The 14,517-nt window shown below is 72.3% G+C and carries 14 protein-coding genes; 6 read left to right on the top strand and 8 right to left on the bottom strand.

Annotated features, from left to right (window positions below; all coding sequences use genetic code 11):
• Window positions 1-9 precede the first annotated feature (9 nt).
• The 3 genes from ACFY8O_RS22110 to ACFY8O_RS22100 all read left to right on the top strand — a co-directional run bounded on the left by ACFY8O_RS22110 (window position 10) and on the right by ACFY8O_RS22100 (window position 3,802).
• Complete coding sequence (locus ACFY8O_RS22110; protein ID WP_387904890.1) at window positions 10-1,620, top strand: glycerol-3-phosphate dehydrogenase/oxidase; 1,611 nt, start codon at window positions 10-12, stop codon at window positions 1,618-1,620.
• 114 nt (window positions 1,621-1,734) lie between these two features.
• Window positions 1,735-2,700: an LLM class flavin-dependent oxidoreductase gene (locus ACFY8O_RS22105; RefSeq protein ID WP_387904888.1), complete on the top strand. Its 966-nt coding sequence runs from the start codon at window positions 1,735-1,737 to the stop codon at window positions 2,698-2,700.
• Between the two features lie 43 nt (window positions 2,701-2,743).
• Window positions 2,744-3,802 (top strand): LLM class flavin-dependent oxidoreductase, encoded by a 1,059-nt coding sequence (locus ACFY8O_RS22100; protein WP_387904885.1) that lies wholly within the window; start codon window positions 2,744-2,746, stop codon window positions 3,800-3,802.
• 52 nt (window positions 3,803-3,854) lie between these two features.
• Here the strand turns inward: ACFY8O_RS22100 and ACFY8O_RS22095 are convergent, their stop codons facing one another.
• Together ACFY8O_RS22095 and ACFY8O_RS22090 are read right to left on the bottom strand one after the other, a co-directional pair.
• Window positions 3,855-5,003 (bottom strand): LLM class flavin-dependent oxidoreductase, encoded by a 1,149-nt coding sequence (locus ACFY8O_RS22095; RefSeq protein WP_387904883.1) that lies wholly within the window; start codon window positions 5,001-5,003, stop codon window positions 3,855-3,857.
• 372 nt (window positions 5,004-5,375) lie between these two features.
• A complete protein-coding gene (locus ACFY8O_RS22090; RefSeq protein WP_387905370.1) occupies window positions 5,376-5,459 on the bottom strand; it encodes a putative leader peptide in 84 nt (27 codons plus the stop codon).
• A 194-nt stretch (window positions 5,460-5,653) separates the two neighbouring features.
• On the opposite strand from ACFY8O_RS22090, the gene ACFY8O_RS22085 reads away from it, so the two are divergent.
• Complete coding sequence (locus ACFY8O_RS22085) at window positions 5,654-6,325, top strand: FadR/GntR family transcriptional regulator (protein ID WP_145806574.1); 672 nt, start codon at window positions 5,654-5,656, stop codon at window positions 6,323-6,325.
• Here ACFY8O_RS22085 and ACFY8O_RS22080 read toward each other — a convergent pair.
• Window positions 6,314-7,102, bottom strand: coding sequence for an SDR family NAD(P)-dependent oxidoreductase (locus tag ACFY8O_RS22080; RefSeq protein WP_387904879.1), 789 nt, complete (start codon window positions 7,100-7,102; stop codon window positions 6,314-6,316). The two genes, ACFY8O_RS22085 and ACFY8O_RS22080, sit on opposite strands and share 12 nt — an antisense overlap.
• Entirely contained in the window at window positions 7,099-8,421 is a 1,323-nt protein-coding gene (locus tag ACFY8O_RS22075; protein WP_387904876.1) for an L-fuconate dehydratase, read from the bottom strand. The genes ACFY8O_RS22080 and ACFY8O_RS22075 overlap by 4 nt, the downstream gene beginning before the upstream one ends.
• 232 nt (window positions 8,422-8,653) lie before the next feature.
• Between ACFY8O_RS22075 and ACFY8O_RS22070 the strand changes: the two genes are divergently transcribed.
• Window positions 8,654-9,679, top strand: coding sequence for a PAC2 family protein (locus ACFY8O_RS22070; protein ID WP_387904873.1), 1,026 nt, complete (start codon window positions 8,654-8,656; stop codon window positions 9,677-9,679).
• Window positions 9,680-9,853: 174 nt separating this feature from the next.
• Here the strand turns inward: ACFY8O_RS22070 and mshC are convergent, their stop codons facing one another.
• The 4 genes from mshC to ACFY8O_RS22050 form a co-directional block, all read right to left on the bottom strand.
• Entirely contained in the window at window positions 9,854-11,083 is a 1,230-nt protein-coding gene (gene mshC, locus ACFY8O_RS22065; protein ID WP_387904872.1) for a cysteine--1-D-myo-inosityl 2-amino-2-deoxy-alpha-D-glucopyranoside ligase, read from the bottom strand.
• A 128-nt stretch (window positions 11,084-11,211) separates the two neighbouring features.
• Complete coding sequence (locus ACFY8O_RS22060; RefSeq protein ID WP_145806584.1) at window positions 11,212-12,075, bottom strand: SCO1664 family protein; 864 nt, start codon at window positions 12,073-12,075, stop codon at window positions 11,212-11,214.
• Window positions 12,039-12,629 carry a DUF3090 domain-containing protein gene (locus tag ACFY8O_RS22055; protein ID WP_033304581.1) on the bottom strand — a complete coding sequence of 197 codons (591 nt, stop codon included), beginning with the start codon at window positions 12,627-12,629 and terminating at the stop codon, window positions 12,039-12,041. Before ACFY8O_RS22055 ends, ACFY8O_RS22060 begins: the two co-directional genes overlap by 37 nt.
• 95 nt (window positions 12,630-12,724) lie before the next feature.
• Window positions 12,725-13,435 (bottom strand): histidine phosphatase family protein, encoded by a 711-nt coding sequence (locus ACFY8O_RS22050; RefSeq protein ID WP_387904869.1) that lies wholly within the window; start codon window positions 13,433-13,435, stop codon window positions 12,725-12,727.
• A 44-nt stretch (window positions 13,436-13,479) separates the two neighbouring features.
• Here ACFY8O_RS22050 and corA point away from each other — a divergent pair, with 44 nt between their 5' ends.
• Complete coding sequence (gene corA / locus ACFY8O_RS22045) at window positions 13,480-14,475, top strand: magnesium/cobalt transporter CorA (RefSeq protein ID WP_387904866.1); 996 nt, start codon at window positions 13,480-13,482, stop codon at window positions 14,473-14,475.
• Window positions 14,476-14,517: the final 42 nt, after the last annotated feature.

Raw genomic sequence — 14,517 nt, 5'->3', positions numbered from 1 at the left:
GCAATCGACATGACCACCCTGCAGAGCGTCCCCGCCCTCGGGACGCATCCGGCCTCCGGCTCCCTCCCGAGCCGCGCCGAGACCCGGGAGCGGCTTTCCGAGGCAACGTACGACCTCCTGGTGATCGGCGGCGGCATCCTGGGCATCTCCACCGCCTGGCATGCGGCGCAGTCCGGGCTGCGGGTGGCCCTGGTGGACGCCGGCGACTTCGCCGGCGCCACCTCCTCCGCCTCCTCCAAGCTGCTCCACGGCGGTCTGCGCTACCTCCAGACCGGCGCGGTGAAGCTGGTCGCGGAGAACCACTTCGAGCGGCGCGCGGTCTCCCGCCAGGTCGCCCCGCACCTGGCCAATCCGCTCACCTTCTACCTGCCCGTCTACAAGGGCGGGCCGCACGGCGCCGCCAAACTCGGCGCGGGCGTCTTCGCCTACTCCGCCCTGTCCGCGTTCGGTGACGGTGTCGGCCACGTGATCAGCCCTGCCCGGGCGCGGCGCGACGTGCCGGAACTGCGTACGGACAACCTGAAGGCCGTCGCGGTCTACGGCGACGACCAGATGAACGACGCCCGGATGGCGCTGATGACGGTCCGGGCGGCCGTGGACGCGGGCGCCGTCGTGCTCAACCACGCCGCGGTCACCGGACTGCGGTTCACCAGGGGCCGGGTCACCGGGGCCGAGCTGGAGGACCGCCAGGACGGCACGGAGTTCGGCGTCGACGCCCGGCTCGTGCTGAACGCCACCGGTCCGTGGGTCGATCACCTGCGCAAGCTGGAGGACCCGAACGCGGCGCCCTCCATACGTCTGTCCAAGGGCGCCCACCTCGTCCTCAAGCGCACCCGCCCGTGGCGGGCCGCGCTGGCGACGCCGATCGACAAGTACCGGATCACGTTCGCCCTGCCGTGGGAGGACATGCTGCTGCTCGGTACGACCGACGAGGAGTACGAGGGCGATCCGGCCGACGTGGCGGTCACCGAGAAGGACACGGCGCAGATCCTGGACGAGGCCGCCTTCTCGGTGCGCGACCAGCAGCTGTCCCGCGATCTGATCACGTACTCCTTCGCGGGGCTGCGCGTCCTGCCGGGCGGTCCGGGTGACACGTCCAAGGCCAAGCGGGAGACCGTCGTGACCGAGGGCCGGGGCGGGATGCTGTCGGTCGCGGGCGGCAAGTGGACGACGTTCCGCCACATCGGGCGCACGGTGATGAACAAGCTGGCCGAGCTGCCCGGGCACCCCCTCGCCGAGGACATGGAGCCGATGGCCCGGCTGCCGAGGAAGATGCCGCTGCCGGGCATCGCCAGCCCGAACGCGGTCGCGCACCGGCTGCTGGCCGGCGGCGGAACTCCCGGGCCGCGGATGGCCGCCGACACGGCCCGGCACCTCGCCACGCACTACGGTTCGCTCTCCTTCGACATCGCGCGGATGGCGGAGGAGAACCCGGCGCTGGCCGAGCGCGTCCACCCCGACGCCCCTGAGATCTGGGCGCAGGTGGCGTACGCCCGCGACCGCGAGTGGGCCGAGACCGCTGACGACGTGCTGCGCCGCCGGACGACGCTGACGATCCGCGGGCTGGCGACGGACGAGATCCGCGCGGACGTCGAGGCCATGCTGGCCGACAGGCGCTGACCGCCCGAAGGAGGTGAGGGGCGGCTCCTGACAGGAGCCGCCCCTCCGTCGTGCTCCGGAGCCGTGCCACACCGCCGCCACACCGGTGCAATACGGCGCGGGGACAGTGGAGTGATGACCGTACAAGAGGAATGTCATCTGTCGGCGGCGCTCAACGGTGCCGGGTCCCATCCCGCGGCCTCCGCACGGCCGTTCACGCCCGGTGAGTACGCGTCACTGGTGCGCACGGCCGAGGCCGGTCTGCTCGACTTCATCACGGTGGAGGACGGCCCCGGCCGCCTGGACTCCGGCCTGCTGCTCGCCCTGGCCGCGCAGGTCACCGAACGGATCGGCCTCGTCCCGCTGGGGCCGACCACGGGTGACCCCACCGCCTGGGCGACGCGGGTCGCGACACTCGACCACCTGAGCGGGGGGCGGGCGGGGGTGCGGCCGAGGGCGACGACGAGCGGACCGGACCACGCCCGGCTGTCGGCGCTGCTGGGGACCCCCGAGGGGGACGCGCGGGTGGCCGAACTGTTCGCACGGGCGTCGGAGTTCCTCACGGAGGCCACGGCCGCCTGGGAGAAGGACGTGCCCACCGCTCAGGGCAGGCCGCCGATGGCCCTGCTCGCGCACGCCACCGTCCCCTACCGTCTGGCGGCCACGCACGGCGACGTCGTCTTCGTGACTCCGGCGGACACCGCCCATCTGATCTCCGTACGTGAGGAGGTGGAGGCGCTGCGCCGGGAGGCGGGGCGGCCGGACGGGGCCCTGCGGGTGTTCGCCGATGTCGCCGTCGTACTGGCCGGGAGCGCGAAGGCGGCCGAGGCACGCCTGGCCGCGCTGGACGAGGCCGCCGGCGCCCCCTTCACCTCGGACGCGACCGTGTTCACCGGCGCCCCCGAGGATCTGGCGGACCTTCTCGAGGAGTGGTTCCGCGAAGGGGGCGCCGACGGCTTCCGGCTGCGGCCCGCGGTGCTCCCCGACGACCTGGACGTGATCGTCACCGGGCTGGTGCCCGTCCTGCAGCGGCGCGGGCTCTTCCGCACCGGCTACACCGCCCGGACCCTGCGCGGCCACCTCGGCCTCGCCGCTGTCTGACGCCGCCGCCCACCTGCGCTCGCCACGACGGAAGGAACCCCCCTTGAAGTTCTCCGTGCTCTCCCTCCTCGGGCACTCCCCGCATCCGCTCACGGGCGAACTCCCCTCGGCCGCGCAGCGGTTCGACGAGGTGATCGGGACCGGCGTGGAGGCGGAGCGCCTCGGCTTCGACGCGTACGCCGTCGGTGAGCGGCACGCCGGGCCGTTCCTGTCGTCGAGTCCCGGCGTGGTCCTCGGCGCGCTGGCGGCGCGGACCTCCAGGATCAGGCTGCTGACCGGCGTCACCGTCGTCGCGATCCTCGATCCGGTGCGGGTGGCGGAGGACTTCGCGACCCTCGACCAGATCTCCCGGGGCCGGATCGAGCTGGTCGTGGGCAAGGGCGCCGAGGCGGGCCACTTCGACCTGTTCGGGCTGGACGAGGAGCGGCAGTGGGATCTGCAGAAGGAGAAGTACGAACTGCTGCGGCGGCTCTGGAGCGAGGAGGGGGTGGACTGGGAGGGTGAGTTCCGTCCGGCGCTGAAGGACGTGACGACCCTGCCGCGACCGTACGCGGGTGCGCCGCGCGTCTGGCACGGCTCGGCGACCAGCCTCAACTCCCCGGAGCTGGCGGCGAAGCACGGCGATCCGCTCTTCACCGCGAACGCGATCCAGCCCCGTGCCGCCTACGCCCGGCTGATCGCGTACTACCGGGAACGGTTCGAGGCGTACGGACACGATCCGGCCGGGGCGAGGGTGGCGGCGGGATCCGGCGGACTGCTGATCGCGGACACCCCGCGCCAGGCCGTCACGCGATACAAGGAGCTGTACGAGGCCAAGGTCGCCCAGTCCTTCCGGCCGCGGCTGGAAGGGAAGGCGGGCTACAACACGCCCTTCCGCACGATCGAGGAGGCGATCGCCGACGGGCCCCAGCTGATCGGCTCACCTCAGCAGATCATCGACAAGATCCTCGGCTTCCACGCGGTGTACCGGCACGATCTGCAGTCGATCACCGTGGACGGTTTCGGGCTGCCGCTCGGCGAACAGCTGGAGACCCTCCAGCGGTTCGCCGAGGAGATCGCGCCGGTCCTGCGGCGCGAGGTGCCCTCGCCGCTGTGGGAGTGACACAGGTCCGCGCGGAGCCGGTGCCGGGCCCCGCGCGGACCGGAACCGGGCGTCAGGGAGCTTTCGCCGAGGCGGCCTCCACGGGGCCGGAGCCGGCCGGGGCGTCCGGGTGTGCCCAGAGCCCGCACGCCGCGAGGCGGGGCAGCACGCCTTCGCCGAACCAGTACGCCTCCTCCAGGTGCGGGTAGCCGGACAGGACGAACTCGTCGATCCCCAGGCGGTGGTACTCCTCGACGCGTTCGGCGACCTCGTCGTGACTGCCGACCAGCGCGGTGCCCGCGCCGCCACGGACGAGCCCGATGCCCGCCCACAGGTTGGGATGGATCTCCAGCCCGTCACGGCCGCCGCCGTGCAGGGCGAGCATCCGCTTCTGCCCGTCGGACTCGCTGCGGGCCAGGCCTTCCTGGACGGCGCGCACCGTGGCCGGGTCGAAGCCCGCCAGGAGGCGGTCGGCCTCGGCCCACGCCTGCTCGGAGGTGTCGCGGGCGATGACGTGGAGCCGGATGCCGAAGCGCGGGGTGCGCCCCTCCCGCTCGGCGAGCCCGCGGATCCAGGCGATCTTCCCGGCGACCTGGGCCGGTGGTTCGCCCCAGGTGAGGTAGACGTCCGCGTGCCGCGCGGCGACCACCCCCGCGGCGGGTGAGGACCCGCCGAAGTACACCTGGGGCACCGGGTCGGGGAGCCGGGTGAGCCGGGCGTCCTCGACGGTGAGGTGTTCGCCCTTCAGGTCCACCGTCCTGCCGTCCCACAGGTCACGGACGATCTCCAGGAACTCGCCGGTACGGGCGTAGCGCGCGTCCTTGTCGAGGAAGTCCCCGTAGGCCCGCTGCTCGTGGCTCTCCCCGCCCGTCACCACGTTGAGCAGCAGCCGTCCGCCGGACTGGCGCTGGAAGGTGGAGGCCATCTGCGCGGCGAGCGTGGGCGAGACGAAGCCGGGCCTGAAGGCGACCAGGAACTTCAGCCGTTCGGTGTGCTGGCTGACCATGGCCGTGGTCAGCCAGGCGTCCTCGCACCAGGCTCCGGTGGGGGTCAGGACTCCTTCGAAGCCGAGGTCCTCGGCGGCGCGGGCGATCTGGGCGAGGTAGCGGACGGACGGCGGACGGTCGCCGCCGGTGGCGGTGACGGGGGCACCGTGGCCGCCTCCGACGACGTGGCGGCTGTCGCCGTTGGTGGGCAGGAACCAGTGGAAGGTGAGAGTCACCGGTGGTCTCCGATCTCGGGTGGCACTGCGGGCAGGGGCGGGGCGGAGGGGGAGTCGCGGAGGGAAGGCGTGCGGGGTGAGCGGAACGCCGGGCCTGTTGCGTACGCCGGGCGGCGCGCCGGGGTACGGGACGGGCCGAGCAGAGGCGGAGGGAGGCGGAGCCGCACGGCGGCGCAGACCGGCGACCGCAGGGGGGGCGCGCCATGCCCGGTGGGGGCCACCGGGCGCAGGGGCACAGGTCGCCGGATCACCCGGCGCTGAAGCACCAGTTCACCCGGACGCGGACGCGCTCACCCGTGGGGAATGGTCCCCGGTGTGGGAGAGCCCGCCCTGGTCACGACGGCACGGAGCGGTGCGCGAAGGAGGAACCCCTCAGACTTCGCGACAACAGAACGCGCTGGCCACACGTGCGAGGTCGACATGACGCCGCTGCGTGAGATTCCGTCCGTCGTTCATGCCGCTCAGACTAGCCATCTCCCGTACCGGCAGTCGAGTGTGCCGCCGCGAGGGGCGGGCCGGCCCACGCTCCGGCGTCCGCGGTGCGTGGGCGTCCCCGGAGCCCGGAAGCGGACGGGGTGGGGCGCACCACCGGTCAGGGGCCGCATAATGAGGCAGATACATCGGATGTCTTGTGTACGAGGAGGCCCTCCATGGCCGTCACCGACGAAGCGATCGAGAAGATCAAGGGAATGATCGTCTCGGGCGCTCTGGGCCCCGGGGACCGGCTTCCCAAGGAGAGCGAGCTCGCGGCCGAGCTGGGCCTGTCCCGGAACTCGCTGCGCGAGGCGGTGCGCGCCCTGTCGCTGATCCGCATCCTGGACGTCCGCCAGGGCGACGGCACGTACGTCACCAGCCTCGACCCCCAACTCCTCCTGGAGGCGCTCAGTTTCGTGGTGGACTTCCACCGCGACGACACCGTGCTGGAGTTCCTCGCGGTCCGCCGCATCCTGGAACCCGCGGCGACGGCGATGGCGGCGCTGCGCATCGAGGAGAGCCGGCTGGACGCGCTGAGCGCCCAGCTGGACGCCCTGGGCGACGCCCCCTCGGTGGAGGAGCTGGTCGCCTGCGACCTGGAGTTCCACCGCGGCATCGTCCAGTCGTCCGGCAACTCGGTGCTGTGCTCCCTGCTGGACGGCCTGTCGGGGCCGACCACCCGGGCCAGGGTGTGGCGGGGGCTCACCCAGGAGGACGCCGTCAGCCGGACCCTGCACGAACACCGGGCGATCGTCGCCGCGCTGCGGGACCGTGACGCCGAGGCGGCCCGGTCCTGGGCGACGGTGCACGTGGCCAGCGTGGAGCAGTGGCTCCGCTCAACCCTGTGACGGCGCGGGGGGACGCAGACGCAGCCCCTGCATCCCCCCGTCCACGGCCAGCGCGGTCCCGGTGACGGACGCCGCCGACGGGCTCGCCAGGTAGACGACGGCGGCGGCCACCTCCTCGGCGGACACGAGACGTCCCAGGGGCTGACGGGCGTCGAGGGCGGCACGCTCGGCGACGGGGTCCTCCGCCTGCCCGAGCAGCCGGCCGATCCAGGGGGTGTCAGCGGTGCCGGGGTTCACGCAGTTGACCCTGATCCCCTCGCGCACGTGGTCGGCGGCCATGGCGAGGGTCAGGGAGAGCACGGCCCCCTTGCTCGCGCTGTACAGCGCGCGCTGGGGCAGACCGGCGGTGGCGGCGATCGAGCAGGTCTGGGTGATCGACACGGCTCCGGGCCGGCCGGTGGCCGCCCGGCGCAGATGGGGCAGGGCGTGACGGGCGGTGCGCACCATGCCGAGGACGTTGACGTCCAGGACGCGGGTCCACTCGTCGTCGGCGTTGTCCTCCACGGTGCCGATCGAGCCGATCCCCGCGTTGGAGACCAGGGTGTGCAGCCCGCCGAGTTCCGCGGCGGCCCGGTCGACCGCCTCGCGTACGGCCGTGTCGTCCGTCACGTCCGCCTCCAGGGCGAGCGTTCCCCCGGGCGCGCCCTCAGGATCGCGGTCGAGCACGGCCACGCGCGCTCCGCGGGCGAGCAGCAGGGCCGCCACGGCGGCTCCGATACCGGACGCTCCTCCCGTCACCAGGGCGGACAGTCCGTCGAAATCACGTGCAGGGGTCATCGGTCCGTCTCCTCGTGGGTACGCCGGGCCTGCCAGACGGGGCCCTGCGGGTAGCGGTGCGCGGCGATCGACTGGGGAAGCATCCGCGCGGAGAAGCCCGGTGCGCGCGGGGTGACGTAGCGGCCGTCCTCGATGACGACCGGGTCGGCGAAGTGTTCGTGGAGGTGGTCGACGTACTCGATGACCCGGTCCTCCCGGGTGCCGGACACGGCGACGTAGTCGAACATCGAGAGGTGCTGCACCAGTTCGCACAGCCCGACGCCTCCCGCGTGCGGGCAGACCGGGACCCCGAACTTGGCGGCGAGCAGCAGGACGGCGAGGTTCTCGTTGACCCCCGCCACCCGGGCGGCGTCGATCTGGACGAAGTCGACCGCGCGGGCCTGGAGCAGCTGCTTGAACACGACGCGGTTGGCGACGTGTTCACCGGTGGCGACCTTGACCGGCTGCCCCGCGCGCACGGCGGCGTGGCCGAGGACGTCGTCGGGGCTCGTCGGCTCCTCGATCCAGTACGGGTCGTAGGGGGCGAGCGCCGTCATCCAGGACACCGCCTCCGCCACGTCCCAGCGCTGGTTGGCGTCGACGGCGATCCGGATGCCGGGGCCGACGGCCTGCCGGGCGAGCGCGAGCCGGCGGACGTCGTCGCCGCGATCGGCGCCGACCTTCAGCTTGATCTGGGTGAAGCCGTCGGCGACGGCCTCCTTGGCGAGGCGTACGAGCTTGTCGTCGTCGTACCCTAGCCAGCCGGGCGAGGTCGTGTACGCGGGGTAGCCCTCGGCCAGCAGCCGCTCGGCGCGCTCGGCCCGGCCCGGCTCGGCCGCGCGCAGGAGGGCGAGCGCCTCCTGCGGGGTGAGCGCGTCCGTGAGGTAGCGGAAGTCGACGAGGGAGACGAGTTCCTCGGGCGTCATGCCGGCGAGGAACTGCCACACGGGCTTGCCCGCGAGCTTCGCGGCGAGGTCCCAGGCCGCGTTGACGACCGCTCCGGCCGCCATGTGCATCACGCCCTTCTCGGGGCCGAGCCAGCGCAGCTGGGAGTCGTGTGTGAGCGCGCGGTAGAGCGCCGCGAGATCGGCGGCGGTACGCGGCGCGGGCCGCCCCACGACATAGGACCGGAGCGTCTCTACGGCGGCGGCCATGACATCGTTGCCACGGCCGATGGTGAAGCAGAAACCGTGCCCCTCCTCGCCTGTGCCGTCCGTACGCAGCACCACGTAGGCGGCGGAGTAGTCGGGGTCGGGGTTCATCGCGTCCGAGCCGTCCAGCTGTTCCGAGGTGGGAAACCGGATGTCGTCGACCTCGAAGTCCGTGACGGTCGGACTCATGTGGATGCCCCCAAAGTATTAACATCGGATCTCTGCATGGTCATCCGATGTATAGCCCGGTTCACGGGCTGGAGTCCAGGGTCCAGGCGAAATTTGATCACTTCGGGTCGATACAGCTCGGATGAATCCAGAGATGGCACGGTTCAGCTCTCGGGGCAAACGGGCTGCGGCACACCAGGGCGGAAGCCGTAAGGTTGGTCCGTACACAAGGGAACTTCGGAAGGAGGCCTGGGTGATCGAGCTCGAGGGGGTACCCGAGCTGATCGACCCGGTCATGGTGGCCGCGTTCGAAGGCTGGAACGACGCCGGTGACGCCGCCTCCACAGCGGTCGGGCATCTGGACCGGGAATGGAAGGGCGAGGTCTTCGCGGCGCTCGACGCCGAGGACTACTACGACTTCCAGGTCAACCGGCCCACGGTGTGGATGGACGGCGGGACGCGCAAGATCACCTGGCCCACCACACGGCTGTCCGTGGTCCGGGTCGGCGGCGACAAACCCCGTGACCTGGTCCTGATCCGGGGCATCGAACCCTCCATGCGCTGGCGTTCGTTCTGCAACGAGATCCTGGGGTTCGCCCACGAGCTGGGCGTCGAGATGGTCGTCATCCTGGGGGCGCTGCTCGGCGACACCCCGCACACCAGGCCGGTGCCCGTCAGCGGGGTCACATCCGACCCCGACCTGGCCAGGACCATGGACCTGGAGGAGACGAGATACGAGGGCCCGACCGGCATCGTCGGCATCCTCCAGGAGGCCTGTACGCATGCGGGGGTGCCGGCGGTGAGCCTGTGGGCTGCCGTGCCCCACTACGTGTCGCAGCCCCCGAACCCGAAGGCGACGCTGGCGCTCCTCAACCGCCTGGAGGACCTCCTCGGTCTGCGGATCCCGCTGGGCGAGCTGCCCGAGGACGCCCGCGCCTGGCAGCTCGGGGTGGACCAGCTGGCCGCCGAGGACAGCGAGGTCGCGGAGTACGTGCAGACGCTGGAGGAGGCGCGGGACACCGCCGAGCTCCCCGAGGCGTCCGGCGAGGCCATCGCCCGTGAGTTCGAGCGGTATCTGCGGCGCAGGGACGGAGGTCCCGGCCAGGCCGGCGGTCACGCCACGGAGAGCGGGGACGTGCCCTATCTCCGGGACACCTCAGGCGGCCGTCACAGACCGCCCAAGCCGCAGCGCCCCGACAAGGGACGGCCGAAGGACGACGACGGCGCAGCGGACGATCCGCCGGCCGCCGGGCCGGACGAGGACTCCTCGGACGGCTGACCCGTCACCGGCGTCCGTGTCCGCTCCGTACGGGCGGACGACAGCACCTGCGGCCGGCCACCGCGCCGGAGGGCCCGAGCCCCCGCGGCCCGGGAGACCCCGAGCGGACGACGGCCCCGGACTTCCCTGCGATCGCTCGCGAGGTCCGGGGCCGTTCCGTGCGTGGACGCGGGTTTACAGGGCGACACCCAGCAGGGCGTCGACCGTGCGCGAGACGAGACCGGGCGCGCCTTCGTCCGTCCCGCCGGCTGCGCTCTGCCGTGCGGCCCAGCGGTCCACCGCGGCCAGGGCGGCCGGGGCGTCCAGGTCGTCCGCCAGTGCCTCCCGCACCTCTTCGACCAGGGCGTCCGCGGACACTCCGTCGGGCCGGGAGACAGCGGCGCGCCACCGCGCGAGACGCTCGACGGCGTCGGCGAGCACCTGGTCGGTCCACTCCCAGTCGGCCCGGTAGTGGTGCGCGAGCAGGGCCAGCCTGATCGCGGCGGGGTCCACGTCGGCCCTGCGGAGCGCGGACACGAAGACGAGGTTGCCCTTGGACTTGGACATCTTCTCGCCGTCGAGGGCGACCATGCCCGCGTGCACGTAGGCACGGGCGAACGGGTACTCGCCGGTGAGCGCCTGAGCGTGCGAGGCGCCCATCTCGTGGTGCGGGAAGGCGAGGTCGGAGCCCCCGCCCTGCACGTCGAAACTCACGCCGAGGTGGTCCAGCGCGATGGCGACACACTCGATGTGCCAGCCGGGCCTGCCCCGTCCCAGGCTGCCGCCGTCCCAGCTCGGCTCACCCTCACGGGCCGCCATCCAGAGCATCGGGTCGAGCGGGTTCTTCTTGCCGGGGCGTTCCGGGTCACCGCCGCGCTCGGCGGAGAGCAGACGCATCGCGTCGGCGTCGAGGCCGGAGACCTCGCCGAAGTGCGGGTCGCACTCGACGGAGAAGTACACGTCGCCTTCGAGTTCGTAGGCGGCGCCCGCGTCGCGGAGGCGTTCGACGAGCGGGACGATGCCCGGTATCGCCTCCACCGCACCGATGTAGTGCTTCGGGGGGAGCATGCGCAGAGCGGTCATGTCCTCCCGGAAGAGAGCCGTCTCGCGCTCCGCGAGCTCGGTCCAGTCCTCGCCGTCGCGCACGGCCCGCTCCAGCAGCGGATCGTCCACGTCGGTCACGTTCTGGACGTAGTGGACCTGCCGCTTGGTGTCGAGCCACACGCGCTGAACGAGGTCGAACGCGTTGTAGGTCGCCGCATGACCCATGTGGGTCGCGTCGTACGGCGTGATGCCGCAGACGTAGATGCGGGCGACGGGACCGGGGTCAAGGGTGATCCGTCCGCCGGTCGCGGTGTCGTGGATCCGAAGGTCGCGGCCCTTGCCAGGCAGGGCGGGGACCTCAGAAGCGGGCCAGGCATGCATGTCATGAGCGTAACCGGATGATGCTTCCGGATACGAACCGGATGGCAGATCGTGGCTGAAGAGGCGGTCTTGCGCGCCGGCGATCCCTGCCCCGGGGCCTGCCGTGCGCCTCCGTCCGGCGGGCAGGGTCAGACCGGCGGCCACGGGATCGCCGGCCACTCCCCGCTCGGCTGCGGGTGCCGGCCGGAGGCCCGCAGATCCGCCACGCGGGCCCGCAGGGCGTCGAGCTCCGCCGCCGTGATCAGTTCCCCCAACCGGGTGGCGAGCGCCGATCCTGGCTCCAGGTCGGCCGCCAGCCGGTCGAGCACCGCCACGGCCTCCGGGGTAAGCGGCTCGCCCGCCCAGCCCCACAGCAGGGTGCGCAGCTTGTCGTCCGCGTTGAAGGTGACCCCGTGGTCGATGCCGTACAGCCGGCCGCCGGGCGCGGGCAGCAGGTGGCCGCCCTTGCGGTCACCGTTGTTGATCACCGCGTCCAGGACCGCGAGACGGCGCAGCCGAGGGTCGTCGGCGTGCACCAGCAGGGCGGTTCTCCCCTCGCCCACCTCGGCGAAGCCCACCGCCTTCCAGCCGTCTGCGGGCTCCTCGCCCTCGACGAGCGCGAGGAGCGGCGGCAGCCCGTGCGTCCCCTCGGTCTCCGGGGCGCCCGCGCTCTCCTCCGCCTCGATCCACAGCTGGCACATGCCCAGGCCGTAGGGGCCCTCGCGCAGGACGGTCGGCGGGACGAGGCCCCATCCGGTGGCCTCGGAGATCTCGTACGCCGCGACCTCGCGCTGGGCGAGCGTGCCGTCGGGGAAGTCCCAGAGCGGCTGCTCGCCGGCGACCGGCTTGTAGACGCAGGTGCGCTCCTCGCCGTCGTGGGCGACCGTGCAGTACAGCACGGCGTTCGACGCGCCTCTGACCTGCCCGAGGACCGTGAGCTCGCCCTCGGCCAGCAGGGTGAGCAGCCCGGCCTCCGTCAGGCCCCGCGACGGTATCCGTTCTGGCGCGGGCATACGTGTCCTTCCGGGTCCAGGGGCAGGCTGCACAGCGGGCAGGGCGGCCGGCCGGCGTTCACGACGTCCAGGGCGCGTTTGGCGAACGCCCGCGCCTGGGCGCCGCTGAGCCGGACACGCAGCATCGGCGGGCCGTTCTCCTCGTCCTGCAGAAGCCTTTCCTCGGCCTCCGCGAGGTCATCCTCGGAGTCGGCGTCCAGCTCGACGAGCGCCTGCGCCTCGACGATCATGCGCTGCTCCTCGCCGTCCCAGGCGAGTGCCATCGTGCCGACCCGGAACTCCTCCTCGACGGGGGCGTCGAGCGGAGCGGTGTCGGTGACGTCCATCGGGGCCACGGCGGGCACCGGTGAATTGCCGCCGGTACGCCGGACGACCTCGTCGAGGAGCTCGTCGATCCGTTCCGCCAGCGCGGCGACCTGGGTCTTCTCCAGGGCCACGCTGGTGACCCGTCCCCTCGAGGATGCCTGCAGGAAAAACGTACGGCGGCCAGGCAGCCCGACCGTACCGGCCACGAAGCGGTCCGGCGGGTCGTAGAGGAACACCTGACGGGACACGTCCTGTCTCCCTTGCGAATCTGATGGCGGATGAGCGGCCACACGGGATGCCCCACGAGGCCCCTACGGCGCGTCCACCCTACTGCGCGGAGAGATCACGGTGCCCCAGCGCCGCCCCCGACGGCCGCATCGGTTGCCGTGTCCCCGTCGGCGTCGGCCCCGATGGACCGTTCGCCGGGTGCCAGGGAGGCGAAGTCACCGGTGTCGCCCAGCCGCAGGAGGAAGGGGCGAAGCCGGGTGTAGCGGATCGCGGTGACGGAGCACGGGTCCACGTGGACCCGCTGGAAGAGGTCGAGATGCATGCCGAGCGCGTCGGCGACGAGCGCCTTGATGATGTCGCCGTGCGAACACATCACATAGGTGGCGTCCTCGCCGTGCTCGGCGCCGATGCGGGCGTTCCACTCCCGGACGGCCCCGACGGCCCGTGCCTGCATGGCCCGCATGGACTCCCCGCCTGGGAACTCCGCGGCGGAGGGGTGCTGCTGCACGACGCTCATCAGCGGCTCGTCGGAGAGTTCGGCGAGTTTGCGGCCCGACCAGTCACCGTAGTCGCACTCGCTGATCCCCTCCTCGATGTGCAGGGGGAGGGCCGGGCGGGAGTCGAGCAGGGGCTGGAGGGTCTCGCGGCAGCGCTGCAGCGGGCTGCTGACGGCCGCGACGAGGTCCAGGGCGGCCAGCCGCGCGGGCAGCGCGGCGGCCTGGCCGGCGCCGCGTTCGTCGAGGGAGACGCCGGGGGTCCGCCCGGCGAGCACTCCGGAGGTGTTGGCGGTCGAGCGTCCGTGGCGTACGAGGATGAGCGTGGGCATACCTGCCAGCGTAGAGGTGCGTGAACGGCGCGCGGCAGGGAAGAATGCGCTGGGTGATCGTCGACTGCGGAATTTACCGGGACGGGCGCAGGACCGAGGGTCCCGCCGACTTCTCCGATGCCCTCGACGAGGCACGCGCGAGCGGGGACGCGTTCCTCTGGATCGGGCTGCACGAACCGACCGAGAAGGAGTTCGACCTCGTCACCAGTGAGTTCTCCCTGCACCCGCTGGCGGTGGAGGACGCTCTGCGCGCCCACCAGCGCCCCAAGCTGGAGATCTACGACGACTCGCTGTTCGTGGTCATCAAGCCGGTGGTCTACGAGCCGGAGAACGACACGGTCAGTGCCGGTGAGCTGATGCTGTTCATCGGTGACTCGTTCGTGGTGACGGTGCGCCACGGCGAGGGCGCGCCCCTCGCGGCGGTGCGCCGGCGGCTCGAGGCCGAGCCCGAGGTCCTCAGGCACGGGCCCACGTCGGTGCTCTACGCGGTCAGCGACGCGGTGGTGGACCACTACATCGAGGTGGCCGCGGAGCTCCAGATCGACCTGGAGGAGCTGGAGGCCCAGGTCTTCGCCCCGACCGGCTCGGCGGACTCCTCCAACACCGCGGCGGCCATCTACACCTTCAAGCGGCAGGTGCTCGAATTCCGCCGGGCGACCAACCCGCTGAACGCCCCCATGGCCAGGCTGGCAAGCGCGGGCGTGCCCTTCGTCGACTCGGACTCACAGCCCTTCTTCCGGGACGTGAACGACCATCTGACCCGCGCCGTCGAGCATGCGGAAGGGCTCGACCGGCTGCTCTCGGACATTCTGTCGGCGCATCTGGCACAGGTCGGCGTGCGGCAGAACGACGACATGCGGAAGATCTCGGCGTGGGCCGCCATGGCCGCCGTGCCGACGATGGTGGCCGGGATCTACGGCATGAACTTCCGCCACATGCCGGAGCTCGACTACGTGTGGACGTACCCCGCGGTGATAGCCCTGATGGCCGTCGCGGTATTCGGCCTGCACCGCCTGTTCAAGCGGCGCGGCTGGCTGTAGGACCGGGCCCGGGTGCTCCGGGTCCGGGTGCGGTGCTCCCGG

The sequence above is a fragment of the Streptomyces argenteolus genome, assembly GCF_042902585.1.
Classification (GTDB): Bacteria; Actinomycetota; Actinomycetes; order Streptomycetales; family Streptomycetaceae; genus Streptomyces; species Streptomyces argenteolus.
Note: the sequence above shows the minus strand (reverse complement) of the source record. Positions and strands in the feature narration are given on the sequence as shown.